18 protein-coding genes, 1 tRNA gene and 1 pseudogene are annotated in these 20,288 nt (G+C 52.9%); 8 read left to right on the top strand and 12 right to left on the bottom strand.

Annotated features, from left to right (window positions below):
• Window position 1 precedes the first annotated feature (1 nt).
• On the top strand, window positions 2–505 hold the full coding sequence (locus ACG98I_RS10445; protein WP_394720577.1) for a hypothetical protein: 504 nt from the start codon (window positions 2–4) through the stop codon (window positions 503–505).
• Between the two features lie 29 nt (window positions 506–534).
• Here ACG98I_RS10445 and ACG98I_RS10440 read toward each other — a convergent pair whose 3' ends face one another.
• Genes ACG98I_RS10440 through ACG98I_RS10425 form a run of 4 tightly spaced genes read right to left on the bottom strand, consistent with a single transcriptional unit; the run spans window position 535 to window position 2,949 of the window.
• The gene (locus tag ACG98I_RS10440; protein WP_394720576.1) at window positions 535–1,692 is read right to left on the bottom strand and encodes a winged helix DNA-binding domain-containing protein; all 1,158 of its coding nucleotides are present in this window, start codon (window positions 1,690–1,692) and stop codon (window positions 535–537) included.
• Between the two features lie 41 nt (window positions 1,693–1,733).
• The gene (locus ACG98I_RS10435; RefSeq protein WP_394720575.1) at window positions 1,734–2,114 is read right to left on the bottom strand and encodes a cupin domain-containing protein; all 381 of its coding nucleotides are present in this window, start codon (window positions 2,112–2,114) and stop codon (window positions 1,734–1,736) included.
• 28 nt (window positions 2,115–2,142) lie between these two features.
• Window positions 2,143–2,607: a hypothetical protein gene (locus ACG98I_RS10430; RefSeq protein WP_394720574.1), complete on the bottom strand. Its 465-nt coding sequence runs from the start codon at window positions 2,605–2,607 to the stop codon at window positions 2,143–2,145.
• Window positions 2,608–2,610: 3 nt separating this feature from the next.
• Window positions 2,611–2,949 (bottom strand): hypothetical protein, encoded by a 339-nt coding sequence (locus ACG98I_RS10425; protein ID WP_394720573.1) that lies wholly within the window; start codon window positions 2,947–2,949, stop codon window positions 2,611–2,613.
• A gap of 197 nt (window positions 2,950–3,146) precedes the next feature.
• Between ACG98I_RS10425 and ACG98I_RS10420 the strand changes: the two genes are divergently transcribed.
• A complete protein-coding gene (locus ACG98I_RS10420) occupies window positions 3,147–3,692 on the top strand; it encodes an HdeD family acid-resistance protein (protein ID WP_394720572.1) in 546 nt (181 codons plus the stop codon).
• 132 nt (window positions 3,693–3,824) lie between these two features.
• On the opposite strand, the gene ACG98I_RS10415 is transcribed toward ACG98I_RS10420, so the two are convergent.
• Window positions 3,825–5,303 (bottom strand): hypothetical protein, encoded by a 1,479-nt coding sequence (locus ACG98I_RS10415; RefSeq protein WP_394720571.1) that lies wholly within the window; start codon window positions 5,301–5,303, stop codon window positions 3,825–3,827.
• A 374-nt stretch (window positions 5,304–5,677) separates the two neighbouring features.
• On the opposite strand from ACG98I_RS10415, the pseudogene ACG98I_RS10410 reads away from it, so the two are divergent.
• Window positions 5,678–6,570 (top strand): annotated as a pseudogene (locus ACG98I_RS10410) (cation diffusion facilitator family transporter).
• A 95-nt stretch (window positions 6,571–6,665) separates the two neighbouring features.
• Window positions 6,666–7,880: an alpha/beta hydrolase gene (locus ACG98I_RS10405; RefSeq protein WP_394720570.1), complete on the top strand. Its 1,215-nt coding sequence runs from the start codon at window positions 6,666–6,668 to the stop codon at window positions 7,878–7,880.
• A 68-nt stretch (window positions 7,881–7,948) separates the two neighbouring features.
• Here ACG98I_RS10405 and ACG98I_RS10400 read toward each other — a convergent pair whose 3' ends face one another.
• Window positions 7,949–8,800 (bottom strand): cutinase family protein, encoded by an 852-nt coding sequence (locus tag ACG98I_RS10400; protein ID WP_394720569.1) that lies wholly within the window; start codon window positions 8,798–8,800, stop codon window positions 7,949–7,951.
• A 157-nt stretch (window positions 8,801–8,957) separates the two neighbouring features.
• On the opposite strand from ACG98I_RS10400, the gene ACG98I_RS10395 reads away from it, so the two are divergent.
• On the top strand, window positions 8,958–9,398 hold the full coding sequence (locus ACG98I_RS10395; RefSeq protein WP_394720568.1) for a GNAT family N-acetyltransferase: 441 nt from the start codon (window positions 8,958–8,960) through the stop codon (window positions 9,396–9,398).
• Window positions 9,399–9,524: 126 nt separating this feature from the next.
• On the opposite strand, the gene ACG98I_RS10390 is transcribed toward ACG98I_RS10395, so the two are convergent.
• The 6 genes from ACG98I_RS10390 to ACG98I_RS10365 all read right to left on the bottom strand — a co-directional run bounded on the left by ACG98I_RS10390 (window position 9,525) and on the right by ACG98I_RS10365 (window position 15,214).
• Window positions 9,525–9,597 (bottom strand) — tRNA-Glu (locus ACG98I_RS10390).
• Between the two features lie 633 nt (window positions 9,598–10,230).
• A complete protein-coding gene (locus ACG98I_RS10385) occupies window positions 10,231–11,007 on the bottom strand; it encodes a thioesterase family protein (protein ID WP_394720567.1) in 777 nt (258 codons plus the stop codon).
• 59 nt (window positions 11,008–11,066) lie between these two features.
• Entirely contained in the window at window positions 11,067–12,308 is a 1,242-nt protein-coding gene (locus ACG98I_RS10380) for a benzoate/H(+) symporter BenE family transporter (protein WP_394720566.1), read from the bottom strand.
• A gap of 38 nt (window positions 12,309–12,346) precedes the next feature.
• Window positions 12,347–12,976 carry a class I SAM-dependent DNA methyltransferase gene (locus ACG98I_RS10375; protein WP_394720565.1) on the bottom strand — a complete coding sequence of 210 codons (630 nt, stop codon included), beginning with the start codon at window positions 12,974–12,976 and terminating at the stop codon, window positions 12,347–12,349.
• Window positions 12,977–13,165: 189 nt separating this feature from the next.
• On the bottom strand, window positions 13,166–14,434 hold the full coding sequence (locus ACG98I_RS10370; protein ID WP_394720564.1) for a plasmid pRiA4b ORF-3 family protein: 1,269 nt from the start codon (window positions 14,432–14,434) through the stop codon (window positions 13,166–13,168).
• 54 nt (window positions 14,435–14,488) lie between these two features.
• The gene (locus tag ACG98I_RS10365; RefSeq protein WP_394720563.1) at window positions 14,489–15,214 is read right to left on the bottom strand and encodes a GntR family transcriptional regulator; all 726 of its coding nucleotides are present in this window, start codon (window positions 15,212–15,214) and stop codon (window positions 14,489–14,491) included.
• Window positions 15,215–15,338: 124 nt separating this feature from the next.
• Here ACG98I_RS10365 and ACG98I_RS10360 point away from each other — a divergent pair, with 124 nt between their 5' ends.
• Genes ACG98I_RS10360 through ACG98I_RS10350 form a run of 3 tightly spaced genes read left to right on the top strand, consistent with a single transcriptional unit; the run spans window position 15,339 to window position 20,260 of the window.
• Window positions 15,339–16,616: an MFS transporter gene (locus tag ACG98I_RS10360; protein WP_394720562.1), complete on the top strand. Its 1,278-nt coding sequence runs from the start codon at window positions 15,339–15,341 to the stop codon at window positions 16,614–16,616.
• A 9-nt stretch (window positions 16,617–16,625) separates the two neighbouring features.
• Entirely contained in the window at window positions 16,626–18,662 is a 2,037-nt protein-coding gene (locus ACG98I_RS10355; protein WP_394720561.1) for a hydantoinase/oxoprolinase family protein, read from the top strand.
• A gap of 5 nt (window positions 18,663–18,667) precedes the next feature.
• Entirely contained in the window at window positions 18,668–20,260 is a 1,593-nt protein-coding gene (locus ACG98I_RS10350; RefSeq protein ID WP_394720560.1) for a hydantoinase B/oxoprolinase family protein, read from the top strand.
• The last annotated feature ends 28 nt before the right edge of the window (window positions 20,261–20,288 follow it).

Here is a 20,288-nt window from a genome sequence, read left to right as displayed (position 1 = left end):
TATGACCACGGAATTGCGAAAGTCTTCAAAGATTCTGCTCGCTGGCATGGTTGCCGCTGGGCTGAGTGTTCCCGCGCTTGACGCAACCACTGCTGGCGCAGCCACAGCCCCGGCAGCACAAGCACAGAACCCAGAGATCGACTCGGTAGCTTCTCAAGCGCTGTATCGCTCACTTTATGATCAGCTCGGTAATGGCCGTGCCACAAACGGTCAAGCCATCAAGCTCGGCGATCGTGATGCCACGTTGTGCATGATGGGTGATGGCTATGGCGTCCACGGTTTAGCAGCTGGCCCCAATACCAGCTGTGACTTCGCCGGTGAGGTATTCGCTGGGCTCATGGCGAAAACCGAAGGTCCCAGCGATAACGCTCGCAACCACACGCCAACCACCATCAATGCCCATAGCCCTGTGACCAATCTGGACTATGACATGAAGTGTGTGACCGGCCAAGACAACCTGGTGACGTGCTCCGGCGGAAATAACGCGGCGGTCTACCTCTTCTAGATCACCGGCGCTCTTAAGCCCCCACAGCGTTAAGCAGTGGCGAAGGGGTAGGCGTTAAATCGCGCCTGCACCTGCTTTTCGCGCGTGGCACTGAGCGGCTTGAATTCTTCGACCACGAGCTTTCGCTTCTTCGCTGGGCCCTGGCGCTTCCAGAAGCCCACCACTTCACCAGATGCCACCACCGCTTGCCGGAATACTCCATTATTGCCGGGCACTAGTGCTGCGTGGTGTTCCTCCGGAACGATGTACATTCGGTCCTGATAGCCTAGGATGATTTCATCAAACGCTGCCAGCAGTCGCGGCTTATTCGCTTCCTTGTCATATTCCGCAATCGCCGGCAAGGCATCTTCCCGTACCCACAGTTCCTCCCCAGAAGCTGCATCTCCATGGCCCGGCGCGCCAACTACCGCGTCCCAGGAGACATAATCGCTTTCGATGTCCGTGAAGGCCTTACGGATTTTGCCCAGTGGCAGTTTGGACCACCAGGCGAAGTCTCGAAGGGTGGCTGGCCCATGTGTGTTGAGGTACCTACGTAGTAGTTCAACTATTGCAGCATGTTCTTCCCCATTGAATCTGGCTTCTAGATCACTGTCCTTAGGTAACCAGCTATCTGCCAACATGACGCGGTTTTCGAGGCGTGCGCCTTCTCCCCCAATCGGACCATATGCCACGGTTCCGTTATGCAGGAGTGCCCGGAGTAAGTGATATCCGCATCCTGACCCCATAGGAATACCATCGCGTTCAAATGCTTCAAAGAGCTCGGCACGAGTAGAACCGCCGTCCACAGCAATGTCATGAATAATCTGTGCGGCTTGGTCTACGTGCGAGTTATCGAGCCCCAGTGAAGGGCGATTTCTCTCCGCTGATTTTGCTGGTCCCTTGCCACATAGCTCAGTCATCCATGCCAGGTCTTCAGCAGCCGTAAGGAATACTGTGCCGCGCATGGGATACCCACGCACCAACAGACCTTGTTCAAAAGCCTGAAAGACAGTCTCTACCGCAGATGGCGTTCCCAGGCGGTATGCCAGCGATGAAATGACCCCAGGAAAGTCTTGCCCCTGTGTAGCACCAAAGAGCGCGGCAATCTCTGCTGCATGTGCAGCAGTCCCCTGTTCTGCTTCCACAGCAAGAGGGGCAGCAACACCTTGGGTAATTAGTCGGGCGCGTGCAAGCGGCTTATTAACCATGCACCCGATCCTACAGCGCGCCCACGCTCCCGCCCCAGCGCTTAACGCTCCGGAACGGGGCCTATCTGTAACCCTCGCTTGCGGGTATGAACGCTAAAGTAGCGTAGGCCCTCTTCTCCTGCACCAAAGCGCCGTATGGAGTTCTTTGGCAGCCACACCACTGAGCCCGCCGTCAATGCAATAGATTCGCCTTCAGTCTCCAAAACACCTGAGCCATCTAGGACCACAATCACCACATCCAAATCTGGCCCCTCATGTCGGCCAATCTCATCATTCGGCGGAATTGAGATGATATTGCAGTCAAGCCCGCGGGTATGTGGCTCCAGCTTCCAAATCGACCCCGAAGAATCGGCGGGCGTTTGAAGTACCTCAGCAACATCACCAACTAGTTGTGGCAGCTGCTTATCTGATGCATCAGTCATGCTTCCCAGAATACAACCGTCAACTACACTATCGGGCGAGTTGTTCTTCAACCTCATGACGGAGCGCTTCCGCCTTTGAGATAGCTTCCAAGCGCTGTTCAGTCGCTGGCGCACCTTCAACCAACGTAATCATCGCGTCAATCTGCCGGCGCCGAGCATCCACCAAAGCTGGGTTCTCCAGAAGCACCTTCTCCAGCTCGGTACCAATACCCCGAGTGGTAGCTGCTTCTGCCCACCGGTACTGCAGCTTACGCAAGTCCTGGGCGCAATCATACGCCATGAGCTCAACCTCTTCCGCGACACGCATACTCTCACGCCGCCGTCCCACACCTACCCAGACGCCAACGATGAAAGCTACCGCGAGCGCAATAGACCCCAGCGCTACTATTCCGCCAAAGAGCCAGAGTGCTGCTGCGAGCATCCACACCGCCAAGCCGATGACAAAGAGGACCACTATTAAACCTACGCAGCCACTGCCGCCGCCCTTCTTCATGGTTTAGCCCTCTCCCATTGAAGAAATCCAGTCACTGGCTAAGACCATGATAAAGATCCCTAGGATTACTCCAAGGATCGCAACCACGATCGCGCCAAGCGTCGACACGATAGCAATACCGACGCTATTGCCTTGGCTACTTTGATAGTTCACGGCAGCTTCAGCCAGCTTGTCTTGGAAATCTTTGAGCTCTACTTCCCCACGGATGGCCGAGCGTTGCGCGCGCAACCACTGCGCGTCAACCAGGTCAAAGGTCGGTCTCTTCTTTCCTTTGGCCTCACGCTTACCTGAACGAGTCTTGGCCCCTGATGAGTGTGGTGTGGAATCTTCACTATGTGTCATGCCCCTGACTATATGAAAAGCCCCGGACAACCGCTACCACTTCATCGAACGCATTCGCAGCCATCACCACAGCTTCCAACCGACACGATCAATCACGCCACGGCAATAGCATTACTCCAAGCTTGAACTCAAAAATCGCGATAAAATGGAGATTATCCTCTGAAAACAAATTTACGTCTTATCAAAGGAACTAATACATGTTTGATTTTGTTAAACGCTCCGGCCTGATGCTGATCGTCTCCGGAGTTATCGCTATTCTCTTTGGTCTTATCGCAATCTTCTCTCCTATTGGCACCATCTTCGCACTCGTGATGCTCTGGGGTATCTACGCCGTCATCGACGCCATCCTCGCATTCGTCGCCGCTGCCCAACCAACCAGCAAGAAAGCTCGCCCGTGGCTCATCACCCTGGGCATCCTCGGACTTATCGCTGGCGTCTTGGTCATCTTCCGCCCAATCTCTAGCACCATCGTCTTTGCATGGGTCCTGGGCATCTGGCTGATTATCCGCGGCGTCGTGGAAATCATCTCCGCATTCAATACCAGCACCAATGGCTCCCGCTTCATGCTCGGCATCAGTGGTGTATTCTTCATCCTCGCCGGCATCCTTTTCATCATCAACCCAGGTGGCGCCGCACTCGGCGTTGCAGTATTCCTCGGCGTTCTTGCTCTGGGCTGGGGCATCTTCCAGGTCATTGGCGGCATCCGCATCCGCCGCGAAGCAAAGCAGGCCGAAGAAGCTTAAGTTTCGCATCACAGCAAACTCGGCACCTGAGGCAATCATCTAGTCCATACCTGAATGAGCCCAAGTTAGCTAGACCTATTCCATGAAATTATCCACCCAAGGCAACATTGGGGTATCCAAAAAGAATCTTATTTACCTTCGAATAAGTTTGAATAAAGTCGTCCCAGCATTCCTCACCTGTTCCGGGTGTTCTGCAACGTATCTAGCTAAAACCACCCCTAAAGTTGCTGGGCCAGTAGCTTTCGCTTTTTCTACGGTCTTCGCCAAAGTCCTTTCCCGTTTATTCAATGCTCTAATTGGGGTTTGAGACCTCTCGAAATTCGAATCTAGGGCCTGCATAAGCCGAAAAACTTTCAATTCAATTCTTTGAAGCCTTCCCTGGCATTGAATTGCAGAAGCATGGTTCCAGAATAATTTGGCGTCGGCTACTGTGACAGCTTTCTCAATTCCCCCGAGGAGTTTATTGAGTGCAGAAATGGACTTGTTTAAATCCTTTTCTTGCTCCTCTCGCACTGACTCTAGATGTAATTGGTAAGTCCCGGGTGATACTGAGTGCCTGTACTCAAGTTCAAGCTCGTCAAACCAAAGCTCAGATTGTCGTATGTAAGCCACTAATGCAAGCCACTTAGGTAGATTGCTTTCAGCCAAATCTAATACAGTTTCCAGGTCTGAAAGACTGTGCACCTTGTCCAAAGATTCGGCGATTTCGGCTATTTCTCCCAAGGCATATCTTCTAGCAGATTCAATAGGCGCGTCATAAGTAGAAACTTTTCCCCACAGGGTGGCGTCCACTCCGCCAACTTGATTGCGCCTATTGATGCTCGTTTGCAAAGAACTATAGACGCCTTCTAGCCTCGTTATTTGATCCTTTTCAAGTTTTTTAGCGAGGCTCTCTAGCTTCTGGATGTTTTGCTCCAAATACCCAGTAATTTCATTAATGGACTTCTGAATGGCTAATTGAGTCATAATCCCGCCGATATTCGACAGCATGGCTGGATTACTCAAAACGGCGGATAAACCGTTTTCAACCTGCAGCCATTGATCCACTTTCCCGGGTTTGCCAATGATTGCGTAATTTATGCCCTCTTTGCTCTGATAGAGTCCTTTCGCTTTCACTTGAGCCCGACCCTCTGGCGTCAGCTTAAGGTAAGCACCCGATGCTTCGACAACCTCTGAAAATCCTTTGAGGATAGTGCCTGCCATATACTGCGAACCTAGCAATCGCTCGATGGTATTCGGTACGATATCTTGAATCTCGTCGGCTGGGAGTTCTAAGTCCATGATTAGACTTTCGAGAGCGGCAGCATCACCAAAGAAAGCAATTCCATCTTCCGTCTGAAGTTGAAGTATCTCTCCCTCTACAAAATCAGGGGCTTTATCTTTATCTTTCATGTCCGCTTCGCTCCCCAGACTTCCATCGGACTCTTTGGCTTCTGATGACGAATTCGCTCTATTGTGGTTTTCAGAATCCTTCTCGTTATTGCTGTCTTTGATAGATGTCTCATCTAAAACTACGGAAGTGCCATCCATGTCATTTTCGCCTGAGAAATTATCCGCGACTCGGTCATTTTGATTCACCGGATCGCCTGGGTCTGCCATATTTTCTTTCATTTCATTCTCCCAACTTCGCGTCAGATAGCAAAGCACCGATACTTAGGAGCTTACCCCCAGCCACCGACTTTGAGATTCAGATTCGAGACTATGCCTGACCAATCCTGTTCATCTTGGATAAACAACGGTATCCGCCGCGAAGCAAAGCAGGCCGAAGACGCTTAAACCTTTACCTTTCCTCACTGGGTGTGTAGGCTACTTCTTTCGAAGGGGAGTAGTTCACACCCGTATTCTTATGGCGATGTCCGGTCGACATACTGGCTTAAAAAGCCCGGCCGCGCAGCTCACACTTATTTGAGCGAACGAGACCTTCTGCCCGTATTCCTCGTGTCGGGCGGAAATCCCCCGGCACCCGTTTGCTTGAAGGTCTCGTTATGACTACCCCAGCAAAAGAGCAGAAGATCATCGAAAAATTCTTGCTCTTATCCATTACCGCTGCCATCATCACCATCGCGCTAAAAGCTAGCGCCGCCATTTTGACCGGTTCGGTCGGCTTTCTTTCTGATGCCCTCGAGTCCGGCGTCAACCTCATCGCCGCCGTCGTAGCACTCATTGCCACCCGCATTGCAGCAAAGCCTGCCGATGCCAACCACAACTTCGGACACGGCAAATCCGAGTACGTCTCAGCTCTGGTTGAAGGCGCCATGATTTTCGTCGCCGCCGGCATGATCATCTACACCGCCGTGGAGCGTCTCTTTAGCCACACCCCCTGGAGGAAGTCGGTATCGGCCTTGGCCTGTCCATCCTTGCCACGCTGGTGAACCTCAGCGTCGGTGTAGTGCTGATACGCGCAGGCAAGAAGTACCGCTCGGCAGCACTCAACGCCGATGGGCACCATTTGCTTACCGATGTCCACACCACCGTCGGTGTCGTCATCGGCATCGCTGCAGTCGCTTTGACCGGCTGGACCTGGCTCGACCCGGTCATCGCGCTCGTGGTTGGTGTCAACATCATGTGGACCGGCTATACCCTGCTCAAGTCCTCGCTCCGTAACCTGATCAGTGAAGCACTCCCCCAGGAGGACGTCGATGTCCTCAACGAAGTTCTCAGAGTATTCGAAGCCAAGCACGGAGTGACCATGACCCAAGTGCGCACCGTAGCTTCAGGCCGCAATCGCCTGATCTACCTAACGATGCTCGTTCCCGGTGAATGGACCGTCACCTACGCCCATAACCTAGCCGATCTCCTCGAGGAGGAAATCCTTAAGGCGTTACCCAGCTCGGACTCGATGATTCATACGGAGCCACGGATTCCTACGCACGCCTAACACTAGTAACGAAAGAACCGAGGTCTCAACGATTGTCGGGTTTGCAGGTAGACGGGATATATTTATTTTTATTCCCTAAATAGAAAGGTTCCCCCATGCGTCTTTTCCCTGCCTTAACTGCGGCAGTGCTCGCGTTTTCCCTCGCTCCCGTGGCTCATGCCCAGTCAAGCGTAAATTCGAATAATTGGATGTCCTCCCTTGGCTCATCTGAAGGCGAGCTCTCAAGCGGACTCTCGGATGGGCTTTCCTCCGGCAGCTTGTCCTCAAATGGTTCTTCAGCAGCAGAAGCGCACCAAGATTTTAGCCGGAACCACGGCTCCTCAATGGCAGCTGTCGGCGCCACCTTCGGCATCCTCGATATGTTTGGCGATAACGCCAACATTTTGACGGACATCTGGAAGTCTGAGCAATCCGATTACCCGTTTGCCATCGATGACTCCATCACCGAAGCTAAGCTCATCTCTCGCACGCCGACCAATGAAACTGGCCGCGAGCGCTGGGTCATCGCATCACCATCGATGGGCCGCAATGTTGAGGCTGATGTTCTCGTTGGCACCGGCGGCCCGGTGGTTTACTTCCTTGAGGGCATCGACTCCCCGAAGACCTCCAATTGGATTTCTCAGGGCCACGCACAGAAAGTCTTCGCTGACACCGATGCCACCGTAGTCATCCCAGCTCAGGGCGCCGGTTCGATGTGGCAGGACTGGGATCAGGATGACCCTAAACTTGGCCGTCATAAGTGGGAAACCTTCGTCACTGAGGAACTTGCTCCAGTAGTTGAAGCTGAGGCAGAGCACAATGGCAAGCGCGGACTTATTGGCCTATCCATGGGCGCATCCGGTGCAGTCATGATGGCGAATAATAACCCAGGCTTCTTTGATGGTGTTTCTGGTATCTCCGGCTGCTATTCCACTATGGACACCATTGGTAAGGGCACAGTTGACCTGACCGTGGGAAACCTCGGCGGCGACCCGAATAATATGTGGTCCACCCCAGAAGCCTGGTCACGTAATGATGTGGTCTCTGATCCCGAAGGTCTGCGCGGCACCCAGCTCTATCTTTCCGCCGCCAACGGCGAAATCACCGAAGAAGAGTTGGAATACTACTCAGATAAGCCGCTCACTGACCAGATTGCCGGATCCCTTTTAGAGGCCGGTTCCCTGCAATGTACGAAAGACCTCTCCGCGGCTCTGACCGAATCCGGCATTGAGCACACCACGGATTACCTCGATAAAGGTGCCCATGGCTGGCCGATGTTCGGTACACAACTTCAGCCTGCATGGGATGGAATTAAGTCCGCACTGCAATAGGTACCAACGCTAACTCTAGTTTCCCTCGGTAGTGAGATTGAATATTTTCACCTACCGAGGGTTTCTCATTATGCCGCTTCGGCGCTGGCTGAGTTGAGCAATGCAGCCACCTCGTCGATGACCTGGATATCCTGCGCTGTTGGCTCTTTTAAGAAGTAGGACGCGTGCACTTCCGCCTTATTCGATAGCGCATCATTGGCAGCTTCTAGGGAGAAGTCACAGAGGAAATCACCATCCACGCAATAGTCCACGCGCTTGTCTTTTGGCAGTGGCGCCCTATCCATGAGCCACGGGTAGGAGTGCAAAAAATTACCGATGGTCACCGCACCTGCCAATCGGCCGGTGTCTGCCAGGTAGTTCTCAACGCTCGTTGTCACCAAAGCTCCCTGCGAATAGCCGGCAACCACATAATTGGGACTACAGCCAGTGCTGGCCTCGTATTCCTCCACTACCTGTGGGGCGCTATCCATTCCGGTGCGAAGACTATCGATAAATCCGAACGTTACCGTATGCACCATGTCCCCAACCGGATATTCCTGCACAATAGCCACAGCCCGCTGAAGTGTCTCAGCAGGAGTCAGGTCCTCGCCCTCATCTGCTAGCGGCGGCAAACCCATCTCAGCTGGGTACTGCTGATCATCAAGGGCAAGCACGTACACGTTATCCATAGTTCCCGGATGACGCTGTTCTACGTGGTGGAAAAGAGCAGTAAAATTGGGGCCTTCGAATCCATTGGATTCCTCAGCGTACGACGAGTAACGCTGCGGACCGAAGTACTCTCCGTACTCTTCATTCTGGTCGGAGCCCCGCGCCGCCAGGACCACGGTTTCTGGGCATTCCTGCTCAGTCGGCGCTGCTTGCGCCCCAGGCGAAACAGTTCCAACAAGGCTCAAAGAAGTTATCAAGCCAAATAAACTCACCCGGCGAAATAATCTCATAGATTAAAGTTACGACAGCTGGATACAACCGGCAACATATAATCTAGATATTTTAAGGCGCAGGTCAGGCTCGTATCTTGGGTTTTGTGCCGATAGAATCACGATCTAGCTAAAGCATTTGGATGCCAAGGAGTACGACATGGCGAAGAAGTTTCTCAACAAGAACATTGCCAATATCGAGCCGCTTGTCTTGTACAAGATTCTGAAGCTTCGCACCGATGTCTTTGTAGTCGAGCAAAACTGCCCTTACCCCGAGCTTGACGGCTGTGACCTAGAACCCGACTCTGAATTGGTTTGGGTCACCATCAATGACGAAGTCGCCGGTACAGCGAGGATTCTGCACGACGATGAAGCCCTCCGCATTGGCCGCGTTGTGGTAGAAGCGAACCACCGAGGAACTGGCGTTGCGCGCGAACTATTTGCATACACGCTGGATCGTTGCAAGCAGATCAACCCGGATTCAAAAATCGTCCTCGATGCGCAAGCACCATTACAAGTTTGGTACGGGTCCTTCGGTTTTACTCCGGCCAGCGATGTTTTCCTGGAGGACGGCATCCCCCACGTCACTATGGTGCTATAGCGGCGCTTCGGCCACACAGACAATGCCACAAACACTCGTCCGCATCACTTATTCTCTCAGCTCGCCTCAGCACTACTAAAGAAAAATTAGAGGCAGTCCGCTTAATAGCAAACTGCCTCTATTTTGTACCCCGTACGGGATTTGAACCCGTGTTACCGCCGTGAGAGGGCGGCGTCCTAGGCCGCTAGACGAACGGGGCCTGTGCCTTTCGGACTTCATAAGAGTAAACTACCATAGCTAAAGTTTACAAATTGACTGGTAAAACTCATTTTCATGACCGTTTAGGCAAATGAAAATCCCGAATCATTTATCTCAACTTGCGGTGTACTACTCTGCGGCCGAGGTGCGGATCGAATCAGTGGTTATTCCGCTTCTTATCTATAGGATAATGATTGACCGGTTAGAACTGTGCTTGTTGAGGATGATTCGGGATGACGCGATTCGCGTTGTGCATCCTTTGTAGCTCCTCTACTTCGACAATTGTTGGTGGCTAGAAGTTCTGGATTATGGCTTTGCCGCTTCTATTTTTAAGGATGCTCACCGTTACTGCGTCGATTAAATTTTGGTGGATTTGCCTTCATCTAATCTCCCTTGCTGTCGGTTGCTGTTTGTACTTGCAGCTTAACCCGCGCCATTTTTCGTTGGAAGACCTTTTACTAAAATCGCGGTGGTCTCTACCCTGGTATCAAAAGTGATCCCCGTCTCACCATCCAAAATGTGACACTGGTAAGGGGTAGCCCAATACCAGTAACAATTTCCCCTCAAAAATTCCGCACACGCTGCACAAACGGTAGAAATCCTACACCAGAAGATTCGGAATTGCTAGGGCAGCTTATTGCATAGGGCGAACTGTCAGTACCTGAGAGCATGTCCCAATCGGACCAAACTCGTCGTGGAGTACAGAATTCGTCAAGCCGATTCCAGAAGCGCCGAAGCTTACGCTCGTATCGGCTCCCACCCATTTGCCCTCGGGCAGGCGAAAGAAGTGCGCGGTGAGATCAAGATTGGGAAAGATGACTTCTTTGGGATCCGCTCGAACCGCAATGCCATTAGCAAAATCCACTAGACCCATGTACATAGCCAGGTTGGAGGTGTCTTCTTCTTTAAGCAATGGTACTTCAGTAGACCACCAGGCAAAGCCACGTCCAGGAGCAGTTTGCTCCCGACGCCCGACTATTGATCCAGCAAAACCACCGCTCCAACCGATTCCTAACCCCGGTAGCGCATCATCCGATGGCCCTGGTATCTCGGGAAACTCAGTACCAGCGATTGTTTCAGTCTCGCCCTTCTTAAGGAACCAAGTACGCACACGCACCGCTGGGCGACCGATTTGAATACACACCGCTTCTATGAGTTCAATCGTGCGGCCGGGACGGGTAACTTCCACCTCAATGTCGAAAGGCTCAAAACTAAGCGTTCCTAGAATTTCGACTGAAATACGACCTGGCAGCATCAATTTTTCAGGATCCCGGGGAACATGATCCAGCTCGGTCAGGTGGGTCATCAGTCCCATCATGGGCGCAATGTGTTGTTCTTCGGGATTCCAGGCTCCACCTGCAAGCTCAGTTGCTGTGAACCTCTGTTCACCGAGTCGCTCGAAATAAGCCATGATCCCTCCTCTTCTATGATTATCAAATTCCGGGAGTGCCGTGCCTCCTAGGAATTAACTCAACTTTGCTCCTGGTGCTCTGCATGTTCTTGCGCGACTTTGTCTTCTTCAGAATGCTTACGTGCCAGGATAATCCCGCGCACGATCAGTCCACCGGCAATCGACCAAATAGCTGCGCCAATGCCAAAGATGGTTAATCCGGAGGCTGCGATAATAAATGTCACCGCGGCAGGCATCCGAGAATGCTCATCCGGATTCTTCCAAGCCCCAGCAACGGATCCAGAAAACGTACCTATCAAAGCAAGACCCGCCAGGGTACTAAATACCTCCGATGGCGCTGCGGCAATCACTACCACCACAACGCTGCAGAGTAGGCCAAGCACGAGATAAGTTGTGCCACTCCACATGGCGCTATGCCAACGGCGCAAGCGCTTAACACCAGATTCAGAACCCGCAGAGATGGCAGCTGAGATTGCCGCCAGGTTGATGGTTAAACCGCCGAATACAGCAGCCAAAGAACTCATAAAGCCTGTGGAGACCATGGCTCTCTTCCATGGAAGCCGGTAATCGTAGGCTTTTAAGATTGCCAACCCAGGAAGGTTCTGGGAGGCCATCGTCACTAGGTAAAGCGGTAAGGAAATGTTGACTATCGCGGCCAAATCAAGCGATGGCACAATCAATTCGAGGTGTGGAAGTACAGTGATCCCCTCGACTGCTTCAGTATTGAAGTTAAGAGCAATAACCACAAGTGATGCCACAAAGGCTGCAGGAATAGCCCACCGCGGCGCCTTCCACAATGCCAGCATCCAAACGAGGATCACTGGTCCTGCGAGCCAAGGATCACTGCCCAACAAAACAAAGGTCTGTGTGCAGTACGAAAGCAAGAATCCCGCCAGCATTGCTTGGGCAATCTCACCTGGGATTCTGGAGACCAAATCCGCTAATGGTCGAATCAGCCCTGTCGCGATCAGCAGCACGCCGGTGACCATGAATGCACCCATGGCGTGGGAGAACATCTCACTATCGCCGTCACCAGATACAAAAGCACCCGCAATTAATGCCGCACCGGGTGTTGACCATGCGATAGTGATCGGCGCCTTCGTGGTGTACGCCAATAAGAAAGTAGTAAGTCCGATTGCGAAACAGACCGCTAGCAGCCCACTAGAAATCTGCGCGTCAGTTGCTCCGAGGTTTTGCATCATCGCGATCACGATGACGAATGAACTTAGAAATCCCACCAGTCCGGTAGTGATACCGGCAATAGCAGACAAAGTAGATTGTGAAGCCCCGGAGCTTGGCAACCGTATTCCTTTCTAGTTGTATTACATCCTGATATACCTTAGCTGTTTTCCCTGGTGAAAGCATTAACTAGGAAAATTGAATATTTGCCGTCTTCGCGTTCAATTGTTCCTGCTTCGTGGAACTGAGCTTCGCTGAAGCCCGCTGCGAGCAATTTCTGTTCCAATGACTCCCGATTGAATCCATCGTGCCCGTCATAGTTGTCGATGTGAGCATGGAACTTGCCGTCAGTAGTATCCATCTCAATAATGCAGGCTGCTCCTCCAGGCTTGAGGATGCTTGCGAATGACTCTAAAAGTGCCGGTACATCAGCAACATGATGAAGAACCAGCGACGCTACTACAACATCATATTTCTCATCCGGAAGCTTCCCCTGAACTAGGTCCGAATCAGATAGCTTCGCGTGTGGAAGTACACCTGCCGCAATCTTCTCCGCGATTACGCCCCGCATGCCCTTAGAATTGTCCGCGAGGCTCAATGAGCCCACATGCGGCCCAAGGAACTGCGATACAAGCCCAGTACCCGCGCCGAACTCAAATACATCCTCATTGCCTGAAATCTTCAGGGTGTCTTGAATTCGCTGTGCCGTCGAGCGAGCGCGTTCAATTTTCTTGGGGTCTTTGTCCCAATCTGCGGCTTGTTCATCAAAATGATGACTGTGGTCAATCATTCTCGCAGTTTAGCAAGATCGATGACCCTCGTTTTGGAAGAAGTTCAAATAAATTTCCTAAAGTACTGCAAGCTTAATTTTTCGGAAATAGTAAGCGCCATTTGCTACAGCCCTCCCAGAATCAGAATCAATCCAAATTTGTGAAATCGATGGAACTTTTAGAGCCGGTGCATCTAATCCCAGACCACTTCAAGCGCTTAGCCCTTGCCACGCGCAATAGCGCGCCAGCTCAGGTGAGAAGTCATTGTTTTGGTGAAGTGGATTGAGAATTGTATCTAATGGCTTGGTCGCCGTCATTACCTGGTAATAATCCGGCGCTCTTCCGTTAAAGCTCCAGTGCATCGTACCTAGCAGCTCCGCCACGGACCGTTCCATTTCAAAACCATCTCTCCGGAGCTTAGGTGAGTACTCGGCAGCTCCGGTGGCAACCAACATCAGCCCCAGAACCATGGCATCGCGGTAAAAATCATCCGGATACAAAGTGAAGTTGGCCGCGATAAGGCGTTTCACCAATTCTTTTGCATCCTTCTTGGCGGCCTTACCCGCACGGGTGAGCCGCAGCGTTGAACGATACTTGCGCGTTAGTCCGGCTTTCTTAGACACCGAGTGGAAACCGATCATCTGAGGAATATCGACTTCGCGATTCGAGGTTGTATAAGCGTTGATCTTCCATTTCTCTACAAAACCCGCTGTAAACTTCGGCGCAATGTAACCAGCCTGTGTCAGTGGAATCTCTTGTTCAGCTTCATTCAGAAAATCGGTCCATGGTTTTAGAACTTGCTCAAGCTCCTGTTCAAGATTCGGACTCAATAGCGTAACTGGCTGCTCCATGACTGCTTCACACAGGTCATTTAATCGTTGGTCACGTGAATAACTTATTCTTTCCCACGATGCTTCAAATAGCGGGCCAACTCGACCACCAAACGCAATCGCCACATCAGCGGACACCCGAGCATTAGTAGTAGCTTCGATGGCAGCATTAATCTCAGCAAGGGTGGCATCTGAGATCGGGTATGCGGGCAGTTCTTGCTCAGTTTGCTCTGCGCGGCTATCTTCCTCCGGCGTTGTACCCGCTCCTTCGATGACGTACGGAAAATCTGCGGATTCCGTCAGCCCATCAAGTTCCAAGCGATGCACCCAACTGTCGCCGAAATCATACTCGTAGTAGCAAAAATCTCCTGGTTCGCGCAGTACATCGCCAATGCTTACTTCATCTTCTGGACCAGCAAAACTCGCCACCGCGAGCATCTCAGGCTTCCACCCAGGGTAGATGTAGAAATTTCGATCTTCCAGGCTGCTATTGCGCTGCGTGAACTGATGAAGGTGAGAATTGAACCAACCAAACGATGCTTGTAGCACGGCATGAACGCGATCAAGAGTCAACGTTGGATCTAGAGCAATGACGCGCGTCGCACGAGGCTGCGCGGATTCCAAAGTCACTTGGATTTTCAGGTACATAGGGCCAATCTACCGCTCCCTACGCTTCCGCCTTAATTAATGGACAGACGGATTCTAACGAGAAATACTGGAAAAATCGACACTATCGACAGCGTTTGCTTCCAGATACTTACGGATACGGTACTGGAAAAGTTCAACGTGGCTTACGCCGACCTTTTCTGCGGTGGAGGCATCTCGAGAGCGCAAAGCTTCGAGGTAGTGCCAGTGATCTTCGTGGACGTGCTTGTAGTGTTCGAGAAGGCTTTCGTCTTCTTGTCCTCCGCCGATGCCGCCGGCGCCGCCGAAGCTAAGAAATGCTAGTCGCTGCAGGTGGGTGTGAACGCGCTCGGCCATGGCTAGTAGGTAGTCATTGCCTGCTAATCGCGCCTCCAGAATATGGAGGGTTGCGTTTGCCTCGGCGATTGAATGCGGGTCGCGGGATTGCTCGGAGCTATCAACGGTACGAACTGCTTCTTCTAGCTGTTCAAGGTCCTCGTCGGTTGCACGGGCTATTAGCAAGTGAGTGACGGCGCGAACCAAAATATGTTGGGCCTCAATGAGTTCACGAAAACGGTGCAAATTCATATCGGCGACGACATATCCGCCGCGAGAGACGATGTCTACCAAGCCTTCTGCCGATAGCTGGTGAAATGCCTCCCGAACGGGGGTACGGCTCACGCCGAGCTCTTCCGCAATTCGATTTTCATCTAGGCGTTGCGAAGGAGCCAGTTCCAACGTGAGAATTCGGCGTCGTAACTGCTCATAGGCTCGTTCGCGGGCGCTTCGGGTGCGTGTGCTCATAGATTTCTTTCTACCAGTTGGAGTGCTGTCTTTAAGAAACCCCTTCCAAAGGCTTCAAAAGCGTGCAACCATGTATACCACTCGTATACATAATCTAGATCACTCCAGAATTGAGAGTAAAGTTATGACACACGAACACCAAGAACGCTCCTCAGATACATCGACCGAGGATCCCCACGTAGCAAAATATCGTCGACGAGCCATCGCGGCCTCCGGTATCGGTTGGGGGCTCGACGGATTCACGTGGACAATGTATGGCTTTGCCCTTACTGCAGCCATGCCTGTGCTGGGCATGAGCTCCGGTGCCTCCGGTTGGGTCACGGCCATCAGTATCGTTGCTTCCGCCGTTGGCGGAGTTATCTTCGGCAACCTGGCTGACCGATATGGGCGCGTCAACATGCTTACCGTGGTTATCCTCGGCTACAGCATTTTCACAGCGCTGACTGCTACGTCCCAAGGGACATTCGATTTTATGCTGTGGCGGACACTCGAAGGACTCTTCTTCGGCGGTGAGTGGGCCGTCGGTGCGGCGCTGGTTGCTGAGTATGCGCAACCGGAAAAGCGTGGTCGCGCACTGGCCATCGTCCAGAGCTGCTACGCAATCGGCTGGGCGGTCTCTACTACCGCCTACTTGACCCTGTACTCCATATTTCCGCCAGAAGTAGCATGGCGTTATCTCTTCCTCGTGGGAATCCTGCCCGCACTAGCGGCCTTTGTGATTCGGCGGACGACTAAGGACGCGACTGAGGCCAGTGGTGAAGAAAAGCCGGCGAAGAAGCAATCAAGCGCAAAGTTCTCACGCCTATTCAAGTCCGACCTTCGTGCACGGACTCTTACCGCCACGCTGCTCGGAGTTGGTGTCCAGGCCATCTACTACTCAGTATTCATTTTCCTTCCCACCTACCTTCAAGAAGAACGCGGACTGAGCATCGTCGGTACGGCAACATACACCTGGGTGGCAATCATTGGTTCTTTCATTGGCTATCTCGCATCAGGATTCTTGCTTGACGCGATTGGGCGACGCAAGACATTCCTCTTCTTTTTCCTGGGCTCCGCCGCTAGTGTCTCGCTCTTCGTCCTGACACCCGCGGCGCGTCCGGAACTGGGAATCGCGATCATCTTGCTACTTGGTTTCTTTGCTTCCGGGCAGGCTGGTGGCACTGGCGCTTATCTGGCAGAGCTCTTCCCTACCGAGGTGCGCGCGACTGGGCAGGCTATTGCTTATAACTTCGGCCGTGGTCTCGCCGCTTTTGGTCCACTGACCGTTGGTGTAGCAGCAGCTTCCATTGGCTGGGGCTATTCCATCATGACGATCGCCATTGTCGGAGCAGTACTTGGAATCATTGCGCTGTCGATGCTGCCGGAAACTAAGAACTCACAGCTCATTGATGCAATCGAATAGGAGGAAATCATGAACTCTTCTGAAACTACGCAAGCTCAACCAGGTCTCCAGGTCGCTGTAGATACCGGTGGTACGTTTACCGATATTGGTCTGCGCCGCGAGGATGGTTCCCTTTCAGTGTGGAAGGTGCCATCTACTCCTTCTGCACCAGATGAAGCGGTCATCACCGGCATCACCGGAGCTTTAGAGCAACAAGATGAAAGCGCTCGGGATATTACGAGGCTGGTGCATGGCACGACGGTGGCAACAAACACGGTTCTCACTCGCGACGGCGCACGAGTGGGGCTGCTAACCACCAAAGGTTTCCGCGACGTATTGGCCATTGCTCACCAGGCCCGGCCGTCAATTTACAATGACAAAGAGCACCGCGTCGACCCCTTGATTGATGATGAATACATTGGCGAACTCAGTGAACGTATCGATGCCGGGGGCAAGGTCATCACACCGCTCGATGACCAGGAGCTAGAAAAAGTTGCTGAGGAGCTGCGTGGGCTCAATCTCGATGCGCTGGTTATTTCTTTCCTCAATGCTTATGCCAATAATGAGCATGAGGCGCATGCTGCTCAGCGGCTGCAGGAGCTAGAGGTTGCACCGATTGTGTCGGCTGCGACGGAGATTACTTCTGAGATGCGCGAATATGATCGCACATCCACGGCAGCGGTCAATGCCTATGTCCGCCCCAAGGTGTCTGGCTACATGGGGCGGCTGGAAAAGGATATCGAAGAACTGGAAATCCCCTCTCCCCTGTGGGTGATGCAATCAAATGGTGGGCTTCTCAATCCAAAGATTGCTAGTACACATAGCGCCCGCACGGTGTTATCTGGTCTAGCCGGAGGTGTTGTGGGCGCGGCTAATTGGGCACGACACGTGGGACTCGACAAGGTCATTAGCTTTGATATCGGTGGCACCAGTACCGATATCGCGTTGATTCGAGACGGTGAACCGGATGAAACCACCACCGGTGAGATTGACTCCATGCCGCTGCGTCTGCCCAGCGTGGATGTTCACACCATCGGTGCTGGCGGAGGCTCTATTGCCTGGCAAGACTCAGGCGGAAGCTTGCGGGTGGGTCCACATAGCGCGGGCGCTGAGCCGGGCCCCATCGCTTATCAGCGGGGAGGAACCGAGCTTACGGTCACTGATGCCCATGTGGTCTTGGGGAGGCTTGGCACTAATTTGCTCGGTGGCAGATTCGAGTTGGACCATGATGCTGCTTATCAGCGCATGGAGGGATTCGGAAAAGAATTGAATTTGAGTGCTGAAGAATGCGCCGAGGGAATCCTCCAGGTCATTGCAGCAACCATGGCGCGTGGAATCCGCAAGGTCAGTGTGGAACGCGGCATCGATGTCCGCTCCTGCCATCTCATGTCTTTCGGCGGCGCAGGCCCGCTGCACGGTGCTGATCTGGTTCATGAGTTGGGCATGCAGACTGCCATCATTCCGCCCCTTCCAGGTATTGCTTCCGCAGTGGGCATGCTGGATGCGCCCATTAGGCATGACTTTGCTGCCCCAGTTCAGGCCAATCGCTCCACTGGGTTCGAGAAATTAGAAACAGCTTATGAGCAGCTGAGCGAAGAGGCGAAGACGGAAATGTCAACGTCAGACTTTGAGAGCGAACGCCTGGTTGATGCCAGGTACATCGGTCAAAGCTATGAGCTCACCATCCCTTTCATCGCTGATTGGGAGAAGCAGCGTGCAGCCTTCGATCAAGCTCACGAAGAGCGCTATGGCTTCCAGGATCCGGATGCGGAGATGGAAGTTGTGGTTGCCCGCCTTGTTGCCACCATTGGGATGCCGGTTGTTCCGCAACAGAAAATTGGTGCCACGGGTAATGCTTCATTAACCCCGAAAGCACAGCGTCCGGTCTACATCGATGGCCAGTGGACCGATACCCCGATTTATGACCGGGATGCTCTTGACCCCGGCGCCAATATTCACGGGCCTGCCATCCTTGATCAATTCGACACCACGACCTATATCCGGCCTGACCAGGTGTGTCACTGTGATGAGTTTGGTTTCCTCCACCTGAGCCGGATTGGAAAGTAGAGAACATGACTACAGCATCTTCTGATCTCAATGCCATTGAGCTTGAAATCGCTCGTAACCGCCTCACCTCAATCTCTGAAGAAGTAGGTACGGCACTTATTCGTACCTCCTACTCCCCCAATATCAAAGACAGGCGTGATTGTTCCGCAGGCATTTATGGACCTGAGGGCCGGCTGATTTCTCAAGCTGAGCACATTCCACTCCACCTGGGGTTGATGCCCACATTGATCGCAAATGTTATTGCGGAATACGGGTCTGAGAATCTCAAGCCCGGGGATGTTCTGATGACCAATAACCCATATCTCGGAGGTTCTCACCTACCGGATATGTGCGTGATCACTCCGGTCTTTGCGGAAGAAACGGTGGTGGCGCTGGTGGCAACGATGGCTCACCACGTTGATATCGGCGGAATGACACCAGGGTCAATGGCCACAGAAGCGACTGAAATCTTCCAAGAAGGTATCCGGGTTCCGCCCATCAAGCTCTTTTCCCAAGGCGAATTGCAGCGAGAAACCCTCGCATTCCTTCTGATGAATATCCGTACTGGGGAGAAAACCCGTGGTGATCTCATGGCCCAAGTCGCAGCGAACCGTCTGGGTGAACGTCGTGTCCTCGATTTGATTGATGAATGGGGCACGGAAAAATTTCGACGTTCGTGCGACGCGCTGGTGGCCTATGGCGAACGTCGGACTCGCGCAGCCATCAGTAAGCTTCCCGATGGCACCGGCACGTTTACTGACTATCTCGAGCACAATGGTGTTGAGCAAGTCGATATCCCGATTACTGCCACCGTGACCGTTTCCGGCGACACCATCTCTATTGACCTCACCGAAACTGGTGACCAGGTTAAAGGTGCGGTGAACTGCTCCTATGCGGTGGCACAGGCGTGTGCTGCCTATGTCGTCAAAATGCTGGCTGATCCCTCTCTCCCATCGAATGCTGGGTTGACCGCTCCGATTGAAGTACGCACTCGACCCGGAAGCTTGGTGCACGCAGAGTTTCCTGCACCGGTTGCCCATGGCAACACTCAGACGTCACAACGTATCGTCGATACGCTGCTCGGCGCATTTGATGAATTCACGGAAAACCTCGTTCCGGCGGCATCGAGTGGCAGCATGAGCATCATGACCATCGGCGGCGTCGATACCCGGTCCGGCGACTACTACTCCTACGTCGAAACCTATGGCGGCGGGCAAGGCGCTGCCTTCGATATGAATGGCGCTTCAGCAACCCATACGCACATGACCAATACGCGCAATACCCCGTGTGAAGTCATCGAGCGCGAATACCCATTGCGCGTAGAAGCCTATGAAATCTCCCGCGGCACCGGCGGCAAAGGACGCACCTCCGGCGGCGACGGGCTGCTTCGACATCTCACCCTTACTCATGGCACCGCCACGGTTGTCGCTGGAACCTCCCGTGTGACAACCGAGCCATGGGGACTGAAAGGAGGCGCTGCGGGCACAAATGCACAGATTCAATTGCATAAGGAGGAGGAGACAACAACCTTGCCTTCAATGAGCAAATTCGACCTGGAAGAAGGCCAAGGAATATCTATCCGAACGGCAGGAGGTGGTGGCTATGGAAGCACGCAGTAAAGCTCATTTCTTGGTCTACATATTCACT

The organism is Corynebacterium sp. L4757 (assembly GCF_043673995.1).
Classification (GTDB): domain Bacteria; phylum Actinomycetota; class Actinomycetes; order Mycobacteriales; family Mycobacteriaceae; genus Corynebacterium.
Note: the sequence above shows the minus strand (reverse complement) of the source record. Positions and strands in the feature narration are given on the sequence as shown.